The 19,645-nt window shown below is 71.9% G+C and carries 17 protein-coding genes; 9 read left to right on the top strand and 8 right to left on the bottom strand.

The window, feature by feature from the left end; genetic code table 11:
• Window positions 1-162: 162 nt before the first annotated feature.
• Both ACIP5W_RS28870 and ACIP5W_RS28865 read right to left on the bottom strand, forming a co-directional pair.
• Window positions 163-1,245 carry a sugar phosphate nucleotidyltransferase gene (locus ACIP5W_RS28870; RefSeq protein ID WP_401479675.1) on the bottom strand — a complete coding sequence of 361 codons (1,083 nt, stop codon included), beginning with the start codon at window positions 1,243-1,245 and terminating at the stop codon, window positions 163-165.
• 210 nt (window positions 1,246-1,455) lie between these two features.
• Window positions 1,456-2,931 (bottom strand): peptidoglycan recognition protein, encoded by a 1,476-nt coding sequence (locus tag ACIP5W_RS28865; protein ID WP_401479673.1) that lies wholly within the window; start codon window positions 2,929-2,931, stop codon window positions 1,456-1,458.
• Window positions 2,932-3,060: 129 nt separating this feature from the next.
• Here ACIP5W_RS28865 and ACIP5W_RS28860 point away from each other — a divergent pair, with 129 nt between their 5' ends.
• The 4 genes from ACIP5W_RS28860 to ACIP5W_RS28845 all read left to right on the top strand — a co-directional run bounded on the left by ACIP5W_RS28860 (window position 3,061) and on the right by ACIP5W_RS28845 (window position 9,049).
• Window positions 3,061-3,819, top strand: coding sequence for a TIGR03089 family protein (locus tag ACIP5W_RS28860; protein ID WP_401479670.1), 759 nt, complete (start codon window positions 3,061-3,063; stop codon window positions 3,817-3,819).
• 327 nt (window positions 3,820-4,146) lie between these two features.
• A complete protein-coding gene (locus ACIP5W_RS28855; protein ID WP_401479667.1) occupies window positions 4,147-5,244 on the top strand; it encodes an LCP family protein in 1,098 nt (365 codons plus the stop codon).
• A 266-nt stretch (window positions 5,245-5,510) separates the two neighbouring features.
• Entirely contained in the window at window positions 5,511-7,268 is a 1,758-nt protein-coding gene (locus ACIP5W_RS28850; RefSeq protein WP_401479664.1) for an LCP family protein, read from the top strand.
• A 53-nt stretch (window positions 7,269-7,321) separates the two neighbouring features.
• Window positions 7,322-9,049 carry an LCP family protein gene (locus ACIP5W_RS28845; protein ID WP_401479661.1) on the top strand — a complete coding sequence of 576 codons (1,728 nt, stop codon included), beginning with the start codon at window positions 7,322-7,324 and terminating at the stop codon, window positions 9,047-9,049.
• 28 nt (window positions 9,050-9,077) lie between these two features.
• Here the strand turns inward: ACIP5W_RS28845 and ACIP5W_RS28840 are convergent, their stop codons facing one another.
• The gene (locus tag ACIP5W_RS28840) at window positions 9,078-10,106 is read right to left on the bottom strand and encodes a glycosyltransferase family 2 protein (protein WP_401479659.1); all 1,029 of its coding nucleotides are present in this window, start codon (window positions 10,104-10,106) and stop codon (window positions 9,078-9,080) included.
• A 249-nt stretch (window positions 10,107-10,355) separates the two neighbouring features.
• Between ACIP5W_RS28840 and ACIP5W_RS28835 the strand changes: the two genes are divergently transcribed.
• Window positions 10,356-11,708, top strand: coding sequence for an LCP family protein (locus tag ACIP5W_RS28835; protein WP_401479655.1), 1,353 nt, complete (start codon window positions 10,356-10,358; stop codon window positions 11,706-11,708).
• Window positions 11,709-11,808: 100 nt separating this feature from the next.
• On the opposite strand, the gene ACIP5W_RS28830 is transcribed toward ACIP5W_RS28835, so the two are convergent.
• On the bottom strand, window positions 11,809-12,375 hold the full coding sequence (locus ACIP5W_RS28830; protein ID WP_401479652.1) for an acyl-CoA thioesterase: 567 nt from the start codon (window positions 12,373-12,375) through the stop codon (window positions 11,809-11,811).
• 119 nt (window positions 12,376-12,494) lie between these two features.
• On the opposite strand from ACIP5W_RS28830, the gene ACIP5W_RS28825 reads away from it, so the two are divergent.
• Both ACIP5W_RS28825 and ACIP5W_RS28820 read left to right on the top strand, forming a co-directional pair.
• Entirely contained in the window at window positions 12,495-13,784 is a 1,290-nt protein-coding gene (locus ACIP5W_RS28825) for an LCP family protein (RefSeq protein ID WP_401479649.1), read from the top strand.
• The gene (locus ACIP5W_RS28820) at window positions 13,777-14,406 is read left to right on the top strand and encodes an HAD-IA family hydrolase (RefSeq protein WP_401479646.1); all 630 of its coding nucleotides are present in this window, start codon (window positions 13,777-13,779) and stop codon (window positions 14,404-14,406) included. The genes ACIP5W_RS28825 and ACIP5W_RS28820 overlap by 8 nt, the downstream gene beginning before the upstream one ends.
• A 73-nt stretch (window positions 14,407-14,479) precedes the next feature.
• On the opposite strand, the gene ACIP5W_RS28815 is transcribed toward ACIP5W_RS28820, so the two are convergent.
• Window positions 14,480-15,637 carry an acyl-CoA dehydrogenase gene (locus ACIP5W_RS28815; RefSeq protein WP_401479643.1) on the bottom strand — a complete coding sequence of 386 codons (1,158 nt, stop codon included), beginning with the start codon at window positions 15,635-15,637 and terminating at the stop codon, window positions 14,480-14,482.
• Between the two features lie 206 nt (window positions 15,638-15,843).
• On the opposite strand from ACIP5W_RS28815, the gene ACIP5W_RS28810 reads away from it, so the two are divergent.
• Together ACIP5W_RS28810 and ACIP5W_RS28805 are read left to right on the top strand one after the other, a co-directional pair.
• On the top strand, window positions 15,844-17,187 hold the full coding sequence (locus tag ACIP5W_RS28810) for a UDP-glucose dehydrogenase family protein (protein WP_401479640.1): 1,344 nt from the start codon (window positions 15,844-15,846) through the stop codon (window positions 17,185-17,187).
• Window positions 17,188-17,389: 202 nt separating this feature from the next.
• A complete protein-coding gene (locus ACIP5W_RS28805) occupies window positions 17,390-17,791 on the top strand; it encodes a VOC family protein (RefSeq protein WP_401479637.1) in 402 nt (133 codons plus the stop codon).
• A 33-nt stretch (window positions 17,792-17,824) separates the two neighbouring features.
• Here the strand turns inward: ACIP5W_RS28805 and ACIP5W_RS28800 are convergent, their stop codons facing one another.
• The 3 genes from ACIP5W_RS28800 to ACIP5W_RS28790 all read right to left on the bottom strand — a co-directional run bounded on the left by ACIP5W_RS28800 (window position 17,825) and on the right by ACIP5W_RS28790 (window position 19,634).
• Window positions 17,825-18,937: a dipeptidase gene (locus ACIP5W_RS28800; RefSeq protein WP_401479635.1), complete on the bottom strand. Its 1,113-nt coding sequence runs from the start codon at window positions 18,935-18,937 to the stop codon at window positions 17,825-17,827.
• A 164-nt stretch (window positions 18,938-19,101) separates the two neighbouring features.
• Entirely contained in the window at window positions 19,102-19,365 is a 264-nt protein-coding gene (locus ACIP5W_RS28795) for a Txe/YoeB family addiction module toxin (protein ID WP_401479632.1), read from the bottom strand.
• On the bottom strand, window positions 19,362-19,634 hold the full coding sequence (locus ACIP5W_RS28790; protein ID WP_401479629.1) for a type II toxin-antitoxin system Phd/YefM family antitoxin: 273 nt from the start codon (window positions 19,632-19,634) through the stop codon (window positions 19,362-19,364). Before ACIP5W_RS28790 ends, ACIP5W_RS28795 begins: the two co-directional genes overlap by 4 nt.
• Window positions 19,635-19,645: the final 11 nt, after the last annotated feature.

The raw sequence follows: 19,645 nt of genomic DNA, 5'->3' as shown, positions 1-19,645 counted from the left end.
GGTTCGTCCCCGCCGCCCCTTCCCGTCCCGTCCCGGGGGCTCGCCCCCCGGACCCCCGTTTTCGGCCCTGAAGGAGCCTCGTCCTCGAGCGCCGGCCGGGCCGGACGGGCCGGCCGGCGCCTGCCGGTCGGCGGCTACCCTTCGGCGGCTACCCTTCGGCGGCTACCGGTCCGAGGAGAATCTCAGGGCGGCCGCCGGGATCCTCGCGTCGCACCACACTCTCGCTCCGTCACGGAGTTCGTTGTCGGCGCCGACCACCGCGCCGTCGCCGATGACCGTGCCGGTGAGGATCGAGCGTTCGCCCACGCGGGCCCGGGCGCCGATGAGGGAGTCGGTGATGACCGCGCCGGGTTCGATCACCGCGCCGGGCAGGATCGTCGAGCCGAAGACGCGCGCGCCCTCCGCGACGAACGCGCCCTCGCCGACCACCGTGCCGCCGGTCAGCTTGGCGTCGGGCGCGACCGTGGCCGTCGGCAGGATCAGGCGGTCGCCGCAGCGGCCGGGGACCGCGGGGGACGGGGCACGGCCGAGGACCAGGTCCGCCGAGCCCCGGACGAAGGCCGCCGGGGTGCCCAGGTCCAGCCAGTACGTCGAGTCGACCATCCCCTGCAGGTGGGCGCCGGCGGACAGGAGGCCGGGGAACGTCTCGCGTTCCACCGAGACCGGGCGGCCGGCCGGGATGCTGTCGATGACCGAGCGGCGGAAGACGTAGGCGCCCGCGTTGATCTGGTCGGTGACGATCTCCTCGGGGGTCTGGGGCTTCTCCAGGAAGGCCAGGACCCTGCCCGTGCCGTCCGTGGGGACCAGGCCGTACGCCCTCGGGTCCGTCACCCTCGTGAGGTGCAGCGAGACGTCCGCCGCCGTCTCCTCGTGGGTGGCCACCAGCCGTCCGATGTCCAGGCCGGTGAGGATGTCGCCGTTGAAGACCAGCACCGGGTCGTCGGGTCCCGAACGGAGCCGGGACGCGACGTTGCGGATGGCGCCGCCGGTGCCGAGGGGCTCCTCCTCCGTGACGTACTCGATGTGCAGGCCCAGCGACGAGCCGTCGCCGAAGTACGGCTCGAAGACCTCGGCCAGATAGCTCGTCGCGAGGACGATGTGGTCCACGCCCGCCGCTCTCGCCCGTGCCAGCTGGTGCGTGAGGAACGGCACCCCCGCCGCCCTGACCATGGGCTTGGGCGTGTGCACCGTGAGCGGGCGCAGCCGGGTGCCCTTGCCGCCGACCAGGAGGATCGCTTCTGTCACCTTCGTCTCTGCTTCCTGCCGGGACCGGCCGAACTGTCTTTCGGCCGGCCAGTGTATGCAGACCGTTGTGCGGCAACTTCGATGGCCGTGCGGTGTTCCACGCGCAGTCCCCCCGACGGCTATGGACGGTGCCCCCCCGGCTGGACGTGCCCTCCGTCCGGCCGGGGCCCGGCGGGGCCTCCCCCGGCCCCGGGTACCGGCTTCGCGGCGTCAGCGGCCCTGGTAGCCGGCCGCGGTCGTACGGGCCGAGCCGAGCTTGCCGTAGAGCTGCCGTCCTGGGCATTCCGTGGCGAAGCCGTCCCGGTGTCCGGAGATCACGTTCAGTCGTACGTTCTTACCTTTTCGGTAGAGATTGCCACCGCCGGACTTCAGGTATGTCTTTCCGTTCGGATTGGCGCCGAACAGTCCCAGCTTCCATGCCGTGAGGCGGGCGACGCCCTTGACCGCCGCGGCGGACGGCTTGGTGGACGTGAACGTGCCGAGGACGGCGATTCCCATGCTGTTGCTGTTGAAGCCGAGGGTGTGGGCGCCCAGGACCGGCTTCGCCACGCCCCCGGCGCGGCCCTCGTAGATGGTGCCGCACTTGTCGACGAGGAAGTTGTAGCCGATGTCCCGCCAGCCCATGCTCTTGACGTGGTAGCGGTAGATACCGCGGATGAGGGACGGGACCTGTGAGCACTTGTACGTGTTCCCCGAGGCCGTGTGGTGCACGAAGGCGGCCTTGACCTTCGTCGTGTACACGAAGCTCTTCGCCCGCAGCGTCTCGTCGGCGCCCCAGCCGCGGCGCGTGACGATGCCGGGGCGGGGACCGATGTACGGCTTCGCGCGCTGAGCCGCCGTCAGTTCGCCGGAGCGGAGGGTGAGGAGTTCGCGTTCGGTGCCCGCGAGGTCGAGGGCGGGGATCTCGGAGGCGTCGAGGGGGGCGAGGGCGGCGTTGGCCGCGGAGGCCTCCACCGACTCGACCGTCGTGCCGGCGGCCGGCTCCGCCGCCGTGCCCGCGACCGCGTCGACAGGGGCGTCGGCCGCGGCCCGAGCGGTCGCGGCCCGGCCGCGGAGTGGGCCCACGGGGGCGTGGGCGGGGGCGGTGGTGCCGGGGTCGACGAGCTCCAGGCGCATCCCCGCGGGGAGCTCCAGGGGCGAGGACATGGTGCGGGAGCCGTCCGCGGTGTCCTCCGTACGCGGCTCGGCGTCCGGGCTGACGCGGACCTCGACGCCGTCCGACTCCCCCACCCACAGCGGGGCGGTGGCGCCGCGGACGTGGCCCGAGGCGCGTTCGGGTGTGTCGGGGTCGGCGCCGTGGTCGGCGTTGTGCGTCTCGACGTCCTGCCAGTCGGACCAGGTGCCGGTGCCGACGGCGCGCGTACGGACCTGGACGCGGCCGTGCAGTTCGGCGTCCGGGTCGTCCCAGACGACGCCGAGGAGGGAGAAGGACCGTACGTCGCGGGGTGGCAGGCCCTGTTCGGCTCCGGTGCCGCCGGCGGCACGGTCGCGGGCGAGGGGGGTCAGGGGCAGCGACTGGGTGCTGCCGGCGAGCGGGGCGGCGGGGCCGGCGGGCCGGGCCACGGCGGGCGCCGCCTGCGCGGTCGACGCCAGACGCGTCGTCACAGCGGAGGCGGGGGGCGTCAGCGGGAGGGCTAGTACGGCCGCACAGGTGACGCCGATCGAGGAAGCAAGCAGTCCACGCATGCCACCGATCGTGGACATAGCCACACATTTCTGTCCATTGGGGCTTTGACGGGGCGTCGGAGGGCGTTCGGCCGAACCGGTGGCCCGGTGGCGGGCGTTCGCCCGGGGGCTGCGCGTACCCTGACGCGGGTGAACGCCACTGACCGCACCCCCGCCGACCTGCTGCGTTCCGCGCTCGCCGCGGATCCCGCCCGCCCCCTGGTGACCTTCTACGACGACACCACGGGCGAACGGGTGGAATTGTCCGTGGCCACCTTCGCCAATTGGGTGGCCAAGACCGCCAACCTCCTCCAGGACGGGCTGTCCGCCGAACCCGGTGACCGCGTCGCGCTGCTGCTGCCCGCGCACTGGCAGACGGCGGTGTGGCTGGTGGCCTGTTCCTCGGTCGGGGTCGTCGCGGACGTGGCCGGTGATCCGGCCCGCGCGGACTTCGTCGTGGCCGGGCCCGGCCGGTTCGAGGCGGGGCTGGCGTGCCGGGGCGAGCGGTACGCGCTGTCGCTCGCGCCGTTGGGCCGCCGGTTCGTCCCGGCGCCGCCGCAGGGGTACGCCGACTACGCGGTGGACGTCCCGGCCCACGGCGACCGTTTCGCGCCGTACGCGCCCGTCGACCCCGAGGAGCCCGCGCTGATCGTGGCCGGGGCGGAGTACACGGGCGCGGAGCTGGTGGAGCGCGCCCGCGCCGACGCGCCGGCCCTCGGCCTCACGGGCCCCGGCTCCCGCCTCCTGTCGGGCCTGCCGTACGACACCTGGGAGGGCCTCAGCGCCGGCCTGTACGCCCCCCTGGCCACCGGCGGCTCGGTCGTGCTGTGCCGGAACCTGGACGAGGCGTCGGAGGAGACCCTGACCAGGCGCATCGACAGCGAACGGGTGACGGCCACGGCGCGGTAGCCGCGACGCCCCGGCCGACGGACGGCCCCTGAGGCCCGGACCCGGCCTCAGGGGCCACCGGATCCACGGGCGGCCGTCCGCCGGCCCGCTCCCCGTCCCGTCACCCGTTCGGCCTCCCCCCGACCGCGCTTCGCCTCCGCTCCCGGCATCGTCGTAGGGACTGCACGGCGTTTTCGTACGGTGAGCGGGAGGGGGGCCGGCGTGAGCGGGAGTGAGGACGCGTCAGAACCCCTCGGGCCGGCAAGCGGGGCGGCCCGGCCTCTCGGGCCGGGGAGCGGGGCGTCCGCTCTCGGTGCGGGGCTCGCGCGCCGGCGTCGGCGGCGGTGGGTGGGGGCCGGGCTGGGGACGGCGCTGCTGCTGGTGGTGGGGGCCGGGGTGGCCGGGTGGGTGGTGTACGCCAAGCTCGACGCGAACATCACGCCGGACGAGGCGGCCGCGGCGGAGCTGGCGCGGTACGCCGAGGAGCGGCCGACCGCTCTGGTGAAGGACGCGCGGAACGTGCTGCTGATCGGTTCGGACTCGCGCGCGGGGGACGGCAACGGCGCGTACGGGCGGGACTCGGGGACCGAGCGGTCGGACACGACGATCCTGCTGCATCTGTCCGCCGGGCGGCGCAGCGCGACCGCCGTGTCGATACCCCGCGATCTCATGGTGGACGTGCCGGCCTGCCGACGGCCGGACGGTTCCCGGTCGGCGCCGATGTTCGCGATGTTCAACCACTCGTTCCAGACGGGCGGTTCGGCCTGCACGATCCGGACGGTGGAGAAGCTGACGGGCATCCGGATCGACCATCACGTCGTCGTCGACTTCCACGGCTTCAAGAAGATGGTCGACGCCCTCGACGGCGTCGAGGTGTGCCTGAAGGAGCCGATCCGTGACGAGGCGGCCAAGCTGCGGCTGCCCGCGGGGCGGGTGACGCTCGACGGCGAGCAGGCCCTCGGCTACGTCCGTGCCCGCAAGACCCTCGGCGACGGCAGCGACACCGACCGGATGGACCGGCAGCAGCGGTTCCTCGGCGCGCTCGTCGACAAGGCGCAGAGCAATGACGTCCTGCTGAATCCGGTGAAGTTGTACCCGGTGCTGGACGCGGCCACGTCCTCGCTCACCACCGACCCGGCCCTGGCGAACCTGCGCGGTCTGTACGACCTCGTGCGCGGCCTGCGCGACATTCCCACCGAACAGGTGCGCTTCCTGACAGTCCCGCGGGAGTCGTACGTCTACGACGCCGATCGCGACCAGCTCGTGGAGCCCGCGGCGGAGAAGCTCTTCGAGCGGTTGAGGACGGACGCGCCCGTCTCCGTCACCCGGAAAGAGCCGGGGAGTTCCACCTCTTCGGAGTCGCCCGATCACGATGTGTACGCGTCACCGAGTCCCGTCGAACCGACTTTCCGGGGAAACACGGCAGGCGATCACACCTGCACGTGAGCCGCGCGCACGGCCGCGGGTAAAACGCTTCCCAAGCCGGCCGGTCACGGCGAACTCCAGTTCAAGGAATTAACCCGTATTGCCCGGTTGTAGGGAAGTGGAATTTGTCACCGCCGTCGCTGCGCGCCGAACTTGGCGGATAGTGTGAGCGATCCGGTGCACCCGGCCTGAGGACCGTTCTGGGGTCGAGCACTGTGTGACCGAGACCCGAGCGCCTTAGAGGGGGGAAAGGCGCCGCGTGGCCCCGACGGAGGATTCGGACAACCGTGGACGCGCAAGGCCGTGGGCGGGCGGAGAACATCGACCCCGCAGACCAGTGGGTGCTCAATCCGGACACCGGCGAATACGAACTGCGACTGGCCCCTTCCGCACCGCAGTCGGCGGTGCCCGGACCCCGCAGACGTCCCGCCCGTGCGGCGGGCGGCGGGCCGGATCCCGAGCCCGTCTCCGGCAGCCGCACGGCGGCTCCGGAACGGGAGGCGCCGGAGGTTCCGGAGCCGCGCCGCCGGCGGAGCGCGCCGGAGGAGCCGTCGCCGAGCAGGCGCGGGCGCCGGCCGGTGAAGAAGAAGGCGAAGACGAAGAAGGTCCTGCTGTGGACCGGCGGCGTCATGGCCTTCGTCCTGGTGGGCACCGCCGGTGCGGCCTACCTCTACCTCGAGCACCTCAACGACAACATCACCTCCGTGTCCGACGACGGCGCGAGCACCGGTGGCTTCAGCAAGGACAAGGCGATCAACATCCTGCTGATCGGCACCGACAAGCGCACCGGCGCGGGCAACGAGGGCTACGGCGACTCCGGCAGCCCGGGCCACGCCGACACCACGATCCTGCTGCACGTCTCCAAGGACCGGACGAACGCGACCGCGCTGAGCATCCCGCGCGACCTGATCGTGGACGTCCCGGACTGCCCGACCGAGCAGGAGGACGGCACCAGCAAGGTCATCAAGGGCACCGAGGGCGCCCGCTTCAACACCAGCCTGGGCCAGGACGGCCGTACGCCGAGCTGCACCGTGCGCACGGTGACCGAGCTGACCGGCGTCCAGGCGGACAATTTCATGGTGGCCGACTTCAACGCGGTCAAGACGCTGACGTCGGCGGTCGACGGGGTCGAGGTGTGTCTGGCCAAGGACATCGACGATCCGGACTCGCACCTGAAGCTGTCGGAGGGCACGCACACCATCCAGGGCGAGCAGGCGCTGGCGTTCCTGCGCACCCGGCACTCGGTGGGCTTCGGCGGCGACCTGAGCCGGATCGCGATCCAGCAGCAGTTCCTCGGCTCGCTGATGCGCAAGCTGAAGTCGAACGACACGCTCACCAGCCCCACCAAGATGATCAAGCTGGCGGAGGCGGGCACGAAGGCGCTCACCGTCGACTCCCAGCTGGACAGCATCTCCAAGCTGAAGGATCTCGGTCTGGAGCTGGGCAAGCTCAACACCAAGAACCTGACCTTCACCACCGTGCCCGTCGTCGACAACCCGGCCGAGAAGGTCAAGGCCACGGTCGTCCTGGACCAGTCGACCGCGCCCACCGTCTTCCGGATGATCCAGGACGACGTGTCCTTCACCGAGGTGAAGGAGCAGGCGAAGGCGTCGAAGGACGCGGCGGCCGCGGCCGCGGCGGCCCGGCTCAAGGGCACCCAGTCCGCGGCCTCCGAGGTGCGGGTGCAGGTGATGAACGGCGGTGCCAAGGCCGGCAGCGCACAGGCCACTCTCAGCTGGCTGCAGAATGATCAGGGCGTGACGAAGTCCGAGAACGCGGGCAACGCCCCCGAGAACCTCAGCAGGACGACGCTCGAGTACGCGCCGGAACAGGCCGCCCAGGCACGCAAGCTCGCCGCCGTCATGGGGCTGCCGGGGACCGCGCTGAAGCCGGGCAAGAGCGTCACCAACGCCCAGGGTCTGCCGACGATGACGCTGACACTGGGCAAGGACTTCAAGGGCGCGGGCGTCTCGCTCACGGCCCCGACGACCGTGCCGGACACGGTCGACAAGTCCACGGCGGACAAGGTCGAGTGCGCCAAGTAGGTAACCCTGCGGGCCCGTCAAGCGTCTGACTTGACGCGGGACGGGCCCGTGTCATGTCAGGCGCACGGCGGGGAGGGGCAGGGCCAGTGGGGCGGAGCACTGTACGGGGGACGGTTCCCGGGACCGGGGACACCACGTCCACGGCGGCGGACGACGTGACGACGGCCGAGGGCGGCGGCACGGAGGACGACGCCCAGGACGGCGGCACGGACGGCGGCACCCAGGACGGCGGCGGCGCGGGCGGGGCCGGTGACGGCGCCCGGGACGGCGGCGGCAGCGGCCGCAGAGGGCGCAGACGGCGCGCGCTGCGCTGGTCGGCGACCGTGCTCACCCTGGTGATACTGGGCGGCGCGGGGGCCGGATACCTCTACTACGAGCATCTCAACGCCAACATCAAGAGCGACGAACTGAACCTGGGCGACGCCAAGGACCGGGCGGCGGACACCAAGGCCAACGAGGCCGGACAGACGGCGCTGAACATCCTGCTGATCGGTTCCGACGCCCGGGACACCGCGGAGAACCAGAAGCTCGGCGGGGCCAGGGACACCTTCAACGGCACGCCTCTCGCCGACGTCCAGATGCTGCTGCACGTGTCCGCGGACCGCAGCAACATGTCGGTGGTGAGCATGCCGCGCGACACCCTGCTCGACATCCCCAAGTGCACCGACCCGGACACCGGCGAGGTGTACCGGGCGCTCACCCGGGAGATCACCAACTCCTCGCTGGGGCGCGGCGGTCCGGGGTGCACGGTGGCCACCTGGGAGAAGCTCACCGACATCCACATCGACCACTTCATGATGATCGACTTCGCCGGCGTGGTGTCGATGGCGGACGCGATCGGCGGCGTCCCGGTGTGCGTGGACGCCAACGTCCACTCGCACACCAGCACCGGCAAGGGCTCCGGCCTGAAGCTGGCGGAGGGCACCCACGACATCAAGGGCGAGCAGGCCCTGCAGTGGCTGCGCACCCGTTACGGCTTCGAGGACGACACCGACCTGGCGCGGGCCAAGGCGCAGCACATGTACATGAACTCGATGGTCCGTCAGCTGCGCTCGGAGGCGAGACTGACCAACCCGAACGGACTGCGCAAGCTCGCCGAGGCGGCCACGCGGGCGATCACCGTCGACGACGGCCTGGACAGCATCAAGAAGATGTACGACCTGGCGACCGAGCTGCAGAAGGTGCCCACCGAGCGCATCACCATGACGACGATGCCCAACCGGTACGACACCGCGCAGCCCGGCCGGGTGGTGCCCACCGAGGACGCCGAGAAGCTGTTCCGGCTGGTGCGCGAGGACATCGCCCTGGACGGCAAGGACGCCGCGAAGGCCACCGCGAGCCCGTCCCCGTCGGTCACGGACGCGGCCGCCGCGGACGACGAGATCGCCGTGCAGGTCCACAACGGCACGTACACCGACACGCTGGGCGCGGCCCGCGGACGGGCGGCCGCGGTGACGCAGCTGCTGGCCGGCAAGGGCTTCACCGGGGCCAAGGCGGACACCTCGCCGGCCACCCCCGAGAAGACGACGGTGATCCGCTACCCGAGCGCCGACCTCCAGGCCGACGCGCTGCGGGTGGCGAAGGTCCTCGGGATCCCGGCGGGCCAGGTGAAGCGGTCCACCGAGGTCTCCGGGGTCACCCTCTTCGTGGGCGCGGACTGGCGTTCGGGCACGGCGTACAAGGCGCCGGTGAAGGACGACAGGACGCCCGCCTCGGCGGAGACGATGAACGCCGCCGACACCAGCCAGTGCATGCACGTGGACCCGGCCTACACCTGGTAGACCGGGCCCACCGGCCGCCGCGCGGTGCTCAGTTCGCGCTGAGGACCGCGGGGCGGCGGGAGGCGATGACCTTCTTCGCCAGCGACTTCGGGCTGGTCAGGAAGCCGAATCCCCACGACATGTGCATGGTGGCGAGGGCCACCGGGATCTGCAGGCGCGCCTTGAGCGGCAGTCCCTTGCCGGCCGGCAGCGAGCCGAGGGCGATCGCCGCCAGGTAGCCGCCCGGGATCAGGAAGCCGAGCGGGGTGAGGGCGGCGCCGACCACGGTCCCGGCCGCGATCGCGCACACCGCGGTCGGCGGGGCGAGATAGCGCAGGTTGATGGAGCCCTCGTGGTAGCGGGCGACGACGTGCCGCCAACGGCCGTAGTCCTTGTACTGCTTGGCGAGCGCCTTGACGCTGGGCCGCGGGCGGTAGGACACCTTCAGCTCGGGCGAGAACCAGATCAGTCCGCCGGCCTCACGGATGCGGAAGTTCAGCTCCCAGTCCTGGGCGCGGATGAACTCCTCGTTGTAGCCGCCCTGTTGCTCCAGCGCCTCGCGCCGGAAGACGCCGAGGTAGACGGTCTCGGCCGGACCGGCCTGTCCCCCGGTGTGGAAGGCGGCGTTGCCGACACCGATCTTCGAGGTCATCGCGGCGGCGACCGCGTGCTCCCAGTCGTTCTCGCCCTCGGCGTGCATGATGCCGCCGACGTTCTGCGCGCCGGTCTCCTCCAGGAGCCGTACGGCGGTGGCGATGTAGTTCGGCGAGAGCATGCCGTGCCCGTCGACGCGGACGACGACCGGATGGCGCGAGGCCTTGATCGCGGCGTTCAGGGCGGCGGGCGTACGCCCGGTGGGATTGGGGACCGTGTGCACGCGCGGGTCTTCGGCTACGAGCCGGGCGGCGATCTCGTCCGTGCGGTCCGTGGACGGACCGAGGGCGATCACGACCTCCATCTCGCCTGCGTACTCCTGCGCGAGGATCGCTTGGACCGCTCCGCGCAGATGCCGCTCCTCGTTGAGGACGGGCATGATGACGGACACGGCGGGGAGCTGCACGTCGGACTTCGCGTTCATAGGAGCATCACGTTACCGCGAACGGGGGACACCGGTGCGCGCCGCCCGGTGCGTGCTGCGGGCGGCGGATCGTATCGGCCTACGGTGCTCACGGCTCCCTCGTACGCCTCGTACGGCCGTCGCCCGGAGGTGACCCGCTTGTCCCCCACCCCGCCCCGGTCCCCCGCCTCCCGGCCGGCGCGCCGCCCGCCGCCCCGGCCGGCCCGCCCCGCACCGAGGAAACGTCCCCGCTGGGCCGTGCGGGCGGCCATGACGCTCTCGGTCGTCGTGCTGGCCTCCGCGGGGATCGGCCACTCCCTGGTCAGCGGCCTCGACTCCGGGATCGCCCGCGTCGACCCCTTCAGGGACATGAAGAACCGTCCGCGGGCCGGCCACGGCATGAACGTGCTGATGGTCGGCACCGACGGGCGCGACCGGATCACCGAGGCCGAACGGCGGCGCTACCGGCTCGGCGGCGCGCCCTGCCACTGCACCGACACGCTGATGATCGTGCACATCTCGGAGGACCGGGACCGGGCGAGCGTGGTGAGCCTGCCGCGCGACTCCTACGCCGAGACGCCCCCGCACACCGACCGGACCACCGGTGAGGAACACCACGGCCACCCGATCAAGATCAACGCGGCGTACGCGGAGGGCGGACCGCAGCTGACCGTGCGGACCGTCGAGCACATGACCCACGTGAAGATCGACCACTATCTGGAGGTCGACTTCACCAGCTTCATGAAGACCGTCGACGTCCTCGGCGGCGTGCGGATCTGCACGGACCGGCGGCTGACCGACTCCTACACCGGCCTCGACCTCGCGCCCGGCAACCACACCCTGCGCGGCGGCGAGGCCCTCCGGTACGTCCGCTCCCGGCACGCCGACGCCTCCTCCGACCTCGGCCGGATGAAACGTCAGCAGCGTTTCCTGGCGGGGCTGGTGGACCGGGCGACCTCCTCCGGGATCCTGCTGAACCCGCTGAAGTTCCGCGACGTGACGCGGGCGGTGCTGGGCTCGGTGCGGGCCGACCGCGGCTTCGGCACGGACGAGCTGCTGGACCTCGGCCGGGCGATGCGCACCTTCTCCCCCTCCTCCTCGGAGTTCGCGACCGTCCCCATCGGGCGGATGGGGTACGCCGTGAAGGGCATCGGCTCGACCGTGAAGTGGGACCCGGTCCGCGCCGAGCGCCTCTTCGGGGCCCTGCGCGACGACAAGCCCCTCGCCACGGCGCCGCGTCCCCGCGACCGGGCCGTGCGCGTGGAGGTGGCCCCGCAGCAGATCCGCGTCCAGGTGGAGAACGGCACCCGCACGCCCGGCCTGGCCAAGCAGGTCGACACGGCCCTGCGCGCCACCGGCTTCCGTACGACCGGACAGCCGGCCACGGCCCGCGACACCTCGGTGCGCCGCACGGTCGTCTCCCACGACCCCCGCTGGGACCGCTCCGCGAAGTCCCTGGCCGCCGCCCTCCCCGGCAGCGTGCTGCGCCCGGTCCCGGGCCTCGGCCCCACCCTGAGGGTCACCACCGGCGCGGAGTCCCACCACGTCCGCAAGGTGCGGGCGGACGCCCCGGGCCGGGGCGAGTCCGCGGTGGTCCGCGGCGACGAGGTGGGCTGCGCCTGACCGCCCGGTTCCGCCGGGCCGAGGGGGCACCGGGACGGGCGGACCGATCACCGTCTCGGCCGTCTCGGCCGCCTCAGTTGTCTCGATCGCCTCGGCCGTCTCAGTCGTCGAAGCCCTCCGCCACCCGGCGCTCCCGCAGTTCCAGGATGGCGCGGCGGCGGGACAGCCGGTGGGTGCGGCGGATCTGGGCCTCCTGGTAGCGGCGGCGGTCGCGGTCGGTCTCGGGCAGGACCGGGGGGACGCGGCGGGGCTTGCCGTCGGCGTCGACGGCGGCGAAGACGAGGTAGGCGGAGCCGACCTGGGTGGGCGGCGCCGACTCGTTCCAGCGTTCGGCCAGCACCCGCACGCCGACCTCCATGGAGGTCCGGCCGGTCCAGTTGACCTGGGCCTTCACATGGACGAGGTCACCGACGCGGACCGGCTCGAGGAACGCCATCTCGTCCATGGACGCGGTGACGGCGGGTCCGCCGGAGTGCCGGCCGGCGACCGCGCCCGCCGCGTCGTCGACGAGCTTCATGATCACGCCACCGTGCACCGTGCCCAGGAGGTTGGTGTCGTTGTGGCTCATGATGTGGCTGAGCGTGGTGCGCGACGCGGACGTGGGCTTGCCCGGGATGTCCGATGCATCCGAGGTGTCCGAGTCCACTGGGGTGACCTGGTCTGTCATGGCCTCCACCTTATGCCGAGGCGGACAAGCCGGGACTTTGTGTCAGGTTGGCAACAGCGGGGCGCTGATTCTCCGACGCCCCTGTAAGGGACACAGCGCTTCCCGGCACACTAAGGCGCATGAATGACTGGCCCGAGGGATGGTCCGACAACAACCGCGGCTCCGGCTACGGACGCGGCGGCGCGAGCGCACAGCCCGAGAGCGCGCGCGTGATGCGACAGGTCCGCCGCGGTCCGGCCGCCCCGCCGCAGGGCGCCGGCGTCCCGCCGCAGCCGTCGTACGTCGACGGCCACGGATACGGCGGCGACGGCGGCGGTGACTACACCAATGCTCGGAACACCGGATACGACAGCGGTTACAGCACGGGCCAGGTCTACGGCGGCGGATCCGACGGGCCGGGCGGCCACGACGCCGGTGCCCCGCGCCCCGCGCCCGACTGGCGCCGCCGGATCAAGTGGACCGCGATCAGTGTCGCGACCGTGCTGGTCGTGACGACCGTCGGGACGTACTTCTGGGCCGACTCCAAGCTGAACCGCGAGGTCGACCTGTCGAAGGTCATCGACCGGCCCGAGGCCGGCGAGGGCACCAACTTCCTCATCGTCGGCTCCGACAGCCGTGAGGGCATGTCCGCCGAGGAGAAGAAGGCGCTGCACACCGGCTCCGCCGAGGGCAAGCGCACGGACTCGATGATGATCCTGCACACCGGGTCCAACGGCGACACGCTGATCTCGCTGCCCCGCGACTCCGACGTGGAGATACCGTCGTTCGTGGGCTCGGAGTCCGGCAAGCGCTACGAGGGCACGGGCCGGCACACCAAGCTGAACGCGGCGTACGCGACGGACGGCCCGGAGCTGCTCGTCCGCACGATCGAGTTCAACACCGGGCTGCGCATCGACCACTACGTGGAGATCGGCTTCGCCGGCTTCGCCAACATCGTGGACGCGGTCGGCGGCGTCGAGATCGACATCCCGCAGGACATCAAGGACACCAAGTCCGGCGCGGACCTCAAGAAGGGCAAGCAGACCCTGAACGGCGAGGAGTCCCTCGCCTTCGTCCGCACCCGGTACGCGCTCGCCGGTTCCGACCTGGACCGTACGAAGAACCAGCAGAAGTTCCTCGCGGCCCTCGCCAACCAGGTGGCCACGCCGGGCACGGTCCTCAACCCGTTCAAGCTGTACCCGACCATGAGCGCCGGCCTGGACACCCTGATCGTCGACAAGGACATGGGCCTGTACGACCTGGGGTCGATGTTCTTCGCGATGAAGGGCGTCAACGGCGGCGACGGCAAGTCGATGAACATGCCGATCTCGGGGTCCACGGGCGGCAACCTCGTCTGGGACAAGGCGAAGGTGAAGCAGCTGGTGAGCCAGCTGAAGAACGACGAGAAGGTCACGGTGTCGGGTGACTGACCGGTCTGCCGCCGCACGGCCCTTCGACGCGGTCCTGTGCGACGTCGACAACGTGATCCGGACCTTCGACTCCACCCACCTGGAGTCGCTGGAGCGGGTCGCGGGGGTCGCGGAGGGCACCACCAAGAAGGTGGCGTTCTCGCCCGAGGCCGTCGGACCGCTGCTGCTGGGGCGGATCACCGAGCAGGAGTGGGTGGCGTCCATCGCGGCCGGCCTGGCCGGGCTGGTGGACGAGGAGACGGGCTGGGCGCTGGGCACCGCCCTGCTGGAGTCGCCCTTCCGGGCCGACGTGACGGTGCTGGAACTGCTGCGCCGGGCACGGGTCCGGGTGCCGCTGGTCCTCGTCACCAACGCCACGCTCGGGCTGGAGCGCGACCTGGAGGCCATGGGCCTGACCGAGCTGGCCGACGAGGTCGTCAGCAGCGCCCGCGTCGGTCTCGCCAAGCCCGACCGCCGCATCCTCGAACTGGGCGCGGCACGGGCGGGCGTACGCCCCGAGCGCTGCCTGTTCGTCGACGACTCCTTGGAGAACGTCGAGGCGGCCGCCGCCCTCGGCATGACGGCCGTCCACTTCCGCACGGTGGCCGACCTGGAGAGGGCGCTGGAGCCGCTGTTCACCTGAAACCTGTCCGCACACGACTGTCGCCCCAGCCCGTTCCGCGGGTCGGGGGCGACAGTCGTACGGCGCGAAGGCGTTACGGCAGGTTGCGGGCCATGACGATCCGCTGGACCTGGTTGGTGCCCTCGTAGATCTGGGTGATCTTGGCGTCGCGCATCATGCGCTCGACCGGGTAGTCGCGGGTGTAGCCGTAGCCGCCGAGGAGCTGGACGGCGTCCGTGGTGACCTCCATGGCGACGTCGGAGGCGAAGCACTTGGCGGCCGCGCCCTGGAAGGTGAGGTCGGCGTCGAGACGCTCGGACTTCGCGGCGGCGGCGTAGGTGAGCTGGCGGGCGGCCTCGATCTTCATGGCCATGTCGGCGAGCATGAACTGGATGCCCTGGAAGTCGGCGATCGCCTTGCCGAACTGCTTGCGCTCCTGGACGTAGCCCTTGGCGTAGTCGAAGGCGCCCTGGGCGACGCCGAGGGCCTGGGCGGCGATGGTGATGCGGGTGTGGTCGAGGGTCTTCATCGCGGTGGCGAAGCCGGTGCCCTCCTCGCCGATCATGCGGTCGGCGGGGATGCGGACGTTGTCGAAGTAGACCTCGCGGGTCGGGGAGCCCTTGATGCCGAGCTTCTTCTCCGGGGCGCCGAAGGAGACGCCCGGGTCGGACTTCTCCACGACGAACGCCGAGATGCCCTTGGAGCGCTTGGCCGGGTCGGTGACGGCCATCACCGTGTAGTACTCGGAGACGCCCGCGTTGGTGATCCAGCGCTTGACGCCGTTGAGGATCCAGTGGTCGCCGTCGCGCACGGCGCGGGTCTTCATGCCGGCCGCGTCCGAGCCGGCGTCGGGCTCGGAGAGGCAGTACGAGAACATCGCGTCGCCCTTGGCCAGCGGCGCCAGGTACTTCTTCTTCAGGTCCTCGGAGCCGGACAGGATCACCGGGAGGGAGCCGAGCTTGTTCACGGCCGGGATCAGGGAGGAGGACACGCAGGCGCGGGCCACCTCCTCGATGACGATGACCGTGGCGAGCGCGTCGGCGCCGGCGCCGCCGTACTCCTCGGGAACGTGCACCGCGTGCAGGTCGCTGGCGACCAGCGCGTCGAGGGCCTCCTGGGGGAAGCGGGCCTCCTCGTCGACCGCCGCGGCGTACGGCGCGATCTTCGCCTCGGCCAGCGAGCGGATGGCGTCCCGGAGCATGTCGTGCTCCTCGGACGGGCGGTACAGGTCGAAGTCAGCCGATCCGGCCAAGGTCTCTCACGCTCCAAGAACGCTGGGGTGATCTCGCTAATTACCGTTAAGTAACTCAAATTTTAGAGGCCTGCCCACGACAGTGATACGTGAGCTTGGCGACAGGGTCTCCGCACCGGTGAACTGCCCGGTGAGGGGCGCCCGTACGCCCCGACTATGCTCGTTGCGCGCATCCGGCCCCCGCCCGACCCAGCCCAGGAGCACGCATGGCCCTCAAGATCACCGTGATCGGCACCGGTTATCTCGGTGCCACGCACGCCGCGGCCATGGCCGAACTGGGATTCGAGGTGCTGGCGCTCGACGTCGTGCGCGAGAAGATCGAGATGCTGGAACGGGGCGAGACCCCGATGTACGAGCCGGGCCTGGAGGAGCTGCTGCGCCGGCACGTCGCCGGGTTCGAGGGCTCCAGCGGGCGGCTGCGCTTCACCCAGGACTGGGCGGAGGTCGGCGCGTTCGGCGACGTGCACTTCGTGTGCGTGAACACCCCGCAGAAGCACGGCGAGTACGCCTGCGACATGTCGTACGTCGAGTCCGCGATCGCCTCGCTCGCCCCGCATCTGGAGCGGCCCGCGCTGGTGGTGGGCAAGTCGACCGTGCCGGTGGGCTCCGCGGACCGGCTGGCCCGCACGATCGCGGAGCTGGCGCCGGCCGGCGAGGACGCGGAACTGGCGTGGAACCCGGAGTTCCTGCGGGAGGGCTTCGCGGTGCAGGACACCCTGCACCCGGACCGGATCGTGGTCGGGGTGCGCAGCGAGCGGGCCGAGCGGACGCTGCGGGAGGTGTACGCGGGGCCGGTCGGGGAGGGTTCGCCGTTCGTCGTCACGGACTTCCCGACGGCCGAGCTGGTGAAGACCTCCGCGAACTCCTTCCTCGCCACCAAGATCTCCTTCATCAACGCGATGGCGGAGGTGTGCGAGGCCGCCGGCGGTGACGTGGCCAAGCTGGCGGAGGCCATCGGGCACGACGACCGGATCGGAAAGAAGTTCCTGCGGGCCGGCATCGGCTTCGGCGGCGGGTGTCTGCCGAAGGACATCCGGGCGTTCATGGCCCGCGCGGGCGAGCTGGGCGCCGACCAGGCGCTGACCTTCCTGCGCGAGATCGACTCGATCAACATGCGCCAGCGCGGGCAGATGGTGGAGCTGGCCCGGCAGTCGCTGGGCGGGGGGCCGTTCCTCGGCAGGCGGGTCGCCGTGCTCGGCGCGACCTTCAAGCCGGACTCGGACGACGTGCGGGACTCGCCGGCGCTGAACGTCGCCGGGCAGATCCACCTCCAGGGCGGCCAGGTGACCGTCTACGACCCCAAGGGCATGGACAACGCCCGCCGCGTCTTCCCGACGCTCGGCTACGCCGACTCGGCCCTGGAGGCCGTCCGGGGCGCCGACGTCGTCCTGCACCTGACCGAGTGGCGGGAGTTCCGGGAGCTGGACCCGGCCGTGCTCGGCGAGGTCACGGCCGCGCGGCTGATCCTGGACGGGCGCAACGCGCTCGACCCGGTGCTGTGGCGCAAGGCCGGCTGGACGTACCGGGCGATGGGCCGCCCGACCGCCTGAGGCGGGTGCGAGCGGGACGCGGGGGCGCGGCGGGCGGGTGACGCCGGTTCGGCCGAGGCTCAGTCGGCCGAACCGGCGTCCGCCTGCATTGTGCCGTACGGACGCGGCGCGTGAGGTGTGAACCCCCTGTGCGTTAGGGCGGCGGCCCGTCCGGGCACCCGTCCGCCTCGGTGTCCGTCGCATTCCGACCGAGGAGACTCTCATGGCACCCGCCGTCCGTATGCGTTCCGTCGTGCTCGACTGCCCCGATCCGCGCGCTCTCGCCGAGTTCTACGCCGCCCTTCTCGGCGGTACCCCGGACGCCGAGGAGGGGGACGACGACTGGTACGTCCTCCAGGTCCCCGGCGGGCCCCGGCTGGCCTTCCAGCGGGCGGAGGGACTGACCCCGCCCGAGTGGCCGCGCGCCGACCGCAACGCGCAGCAGTTCCACCTCGACCTCGACGCCGGTGCCACCTGGGAGGAGGTCGACGCGGCCCACGCCCGCGTGCTGGAGCTGGGCGCACGGCCGCTGGATCTGGAGGACCGGGAGAAGAAGGACTTCCAGGTGTACGCCGACCCGGCGGGGCACCCGTTCTGCCTGTGCCGGATCGAGCACGCCTCTTGACGACGACGATGACGGTGACGGTGACCGGTCCGGTCAGGCGCCGCCGTCCAGGCTCGTGATCGTCGCCGTGGACGGCTCCCTGCGTTGCTGTGCCGTCTGGGCGGTGACGTCCGCGGTGCGCAGGACGCGCTGGATGTTCCCCCAGGTCAGCCGGGCGATGTCGGACTCCGGCCAGCCGCGGTGGAGGAGTTCGGCGATCAGGTGCGGGTAACCGGCGACGTCGGCGAGGTCCTGGGGGTGGGCGGCGCCGGAGTCGTGGGTGCCGGACAGGCCGACGCAGCCGGGTCCGGCGATCTCACGGACGTGGTCGAGGTGGTCGGCGACGTCCCCGAGGACGGAGCCGGTCTGTTCGGCGGCCAGCGGCACCATGCACAGGCCGCCGGCCGCGCCGAGGGCGGCGAGGAGTTCGTCGGGCAGGTTGTCGGGGTGCGGGCGCAGGGCGCGGGCGGCGGAGCGGGTGCACAGGACCGGGGCCCTGGAGAGGGTGAGGGTCCGGGCGATGGTGGCGTCGGAGGCGCCGGAGAGGTCGGCGAGCACCCCGAGCCGGTTCATCTCGCGCACGATCTCCTCGCCGAACCGGGTGAGGCCCGCCTCGCTCGCCCAGGAGGTGTCCGCGAGGGTGAGGACGCGCAGGCCGAGGGAGTGCAGGACGCGCAGGACGCCGAGCGAGTCGTCGAGGGCGGCGGCCGGGGCCGGGCCGAGGACGACGGCGACGCGGCCCCAGTTGCGGGCGTCGATGATCTCGCCGGCGCCGAGCGCGGGACGCAGGCCCTCGGGGTGGGCGCGGATCACCGACCGGACGAGGTCGATCTGTTCCAGGGTGGCGGCGAGTCCCGTCGGCGGGTGCAGTGACCAGAACAGGGCGCCGACGTGGCCCTCGCGCAGCCGGGGCAGGTCGGTGCCGAGGGCGCTCTCCCCGAGCTGGAGGTCGTGGAACGGCAGTCGGCGCAGGGCGCGGGGCAGGGCGTTGTGGCCGTCGACGACGGGATGGACGGCGAGGAGCGCGTGGGCACGGTCGAGGAGCTCGGCGTCCGGGTCGGGCGGGGCGGTGCCACCGGCGGCGGGGACGTCCGCGGTCGGGGGGAACGGGCGCGGCACTTCGCCGACCTCCGGCGTGGTGTGCAGGTCGTGCTGGAGGTCGGCCATGACGGTCTCCGTACGTCGGTCGGCAGTACGGTCACCGTCGCACGGCGGGCGGGCCGCTTCCTGGTGGAAGGCGCGTTCGGGGTACGCCCCGGCACGCCGCCGGGAGCATCCCGCCAGCGGTCCCGCGGGACCGGCCGGGCGGCGGTCGCACGAGGCCGCCGGGCTCAGTCGTGGTAGTGGTAGCGTGCCTTGAGGATCTTCACTTCCTTCTCGTCGGCTCGGTACACGAGGCGGTGCTCGTCGTCGATCCGGCGGGACCAGTAGCCGCAGAGGTCGCCCTTCAGGGGCTCGGGCTTGCCGATGCCGGTGAAGGGGTCCCGCTGGATCTCCCCGATCAGGCGGGTGATCCGGCGGGCGGCCTTGCGGTCCGCACCGAGCCAGAAGAGGAAATCCTCCCAGGCGTCCGGGTCGAAGTGGACGCTCCTCACCCGTCCCCCGCCAGGTCCTGCAGTTCCTCGACGGTCTTGGCGACGGTGGATGCCCCCGCCTTGTCCCGGGCCACGGCTTCCATCAGGCGTCGCGCGTTCGCCGGTGACCGGAGAAGATAGATCGTCTCCTGCCACGCCTCGTAGTCGTCCGCCGACATGATCACCGCGTCGCCGTTCTTCGAGCTGATCCGGACCGGCGTGTGGTCGTCGTTGACCCGCTTGATGAGGGGGAACAGGTCCCGGCGGGCTTCGCTGGCGCTTATGGTCATGGACGACCACC

Source organism: Streptomyces sp. NPDC088766, assembly GCF_044750845.1.
Taxonomy (GTDB): Bacteria; Actinomycetota; Actinomycetes; order Streptomycetales; family Streptomycetaceae; genus Streptomyces.
Note: the sequence above shows the minus strand (reverse complement) of the source record. Positions and strands in the feature narration are given on the sequence as shown.

Coding starts and splice junctions, on each gene's coding strand:
- ACIP5W_RS28865 (WP_401479673.1), bottom strand. CDS start 2,931: ATGCGTGGACTGCTTGCTTCCTCGATCGGCGTCACCTGTGCGGCCGTA.
- ACIP5W_RS28845 (WP_401479661.1), top strand. CDS start 7,322: ATGTCAGGCGCACGGCGGGGAGGGGCAGGGCCAGTGGGGCGGAGCACT.
- ACIP5W_RS28840 (WP_401479659.1), bottom strand. CDS start 10,106: ATGAACGCGAAGTCCGACGTGCAGCTCCCCGCCGTGTCCGTCATCATG.
- ACIP5W_RS28835 (WP_401479655.1), top strand. CDS start 10,356: ATGACGCTCTCGGTCGTCGTGCTGGCCTCCGCGGGGATCGGCCACTCC.
- ACIP5W_RS28830 (WP_401479652.1), bottom strand. CDS start 12,375: ATGACAGACCAGGTCACCCCAGTGGACTCGGACACCTCGGATGCATCG.
- ACIP5W_RS28825 (WP_401479649.1), top strand. CDS start 12,495: ATGAATGACTGGCCCGAGGGATGGTCCGACAACAACCGCGGCTCCGGC.
- ACIP5W_RS28810 (WP_401479640.1), top strand. CDS start 15,844: ATGGCCCTCAAGATCACCGTGATCGGCACCGGTTATCTCGGTGCCACG.
- ACIP5W_RS28805 (WP_401479637.1), top strand. CDS start 17,390: ATGGCACCCGCCGTCCGTATGCGTTCCGTCGTGCTCGACTGCCCCGAT.
- ACIP5W_RS28800 (WP_401479635.1), bottom strand. CDS start 18,937: ATGGCCGACCTCCAGCACGACCTGCACACCACGCCGGAGGTCGGCGAA.
- ACIP5W_RS28790 (WP_401479629.1), bottom strand. CDS start 19,634: ATGACCATAAGCGCCAGCGAAGCCCGCCGGGACCTGTTCCCCCTCATC.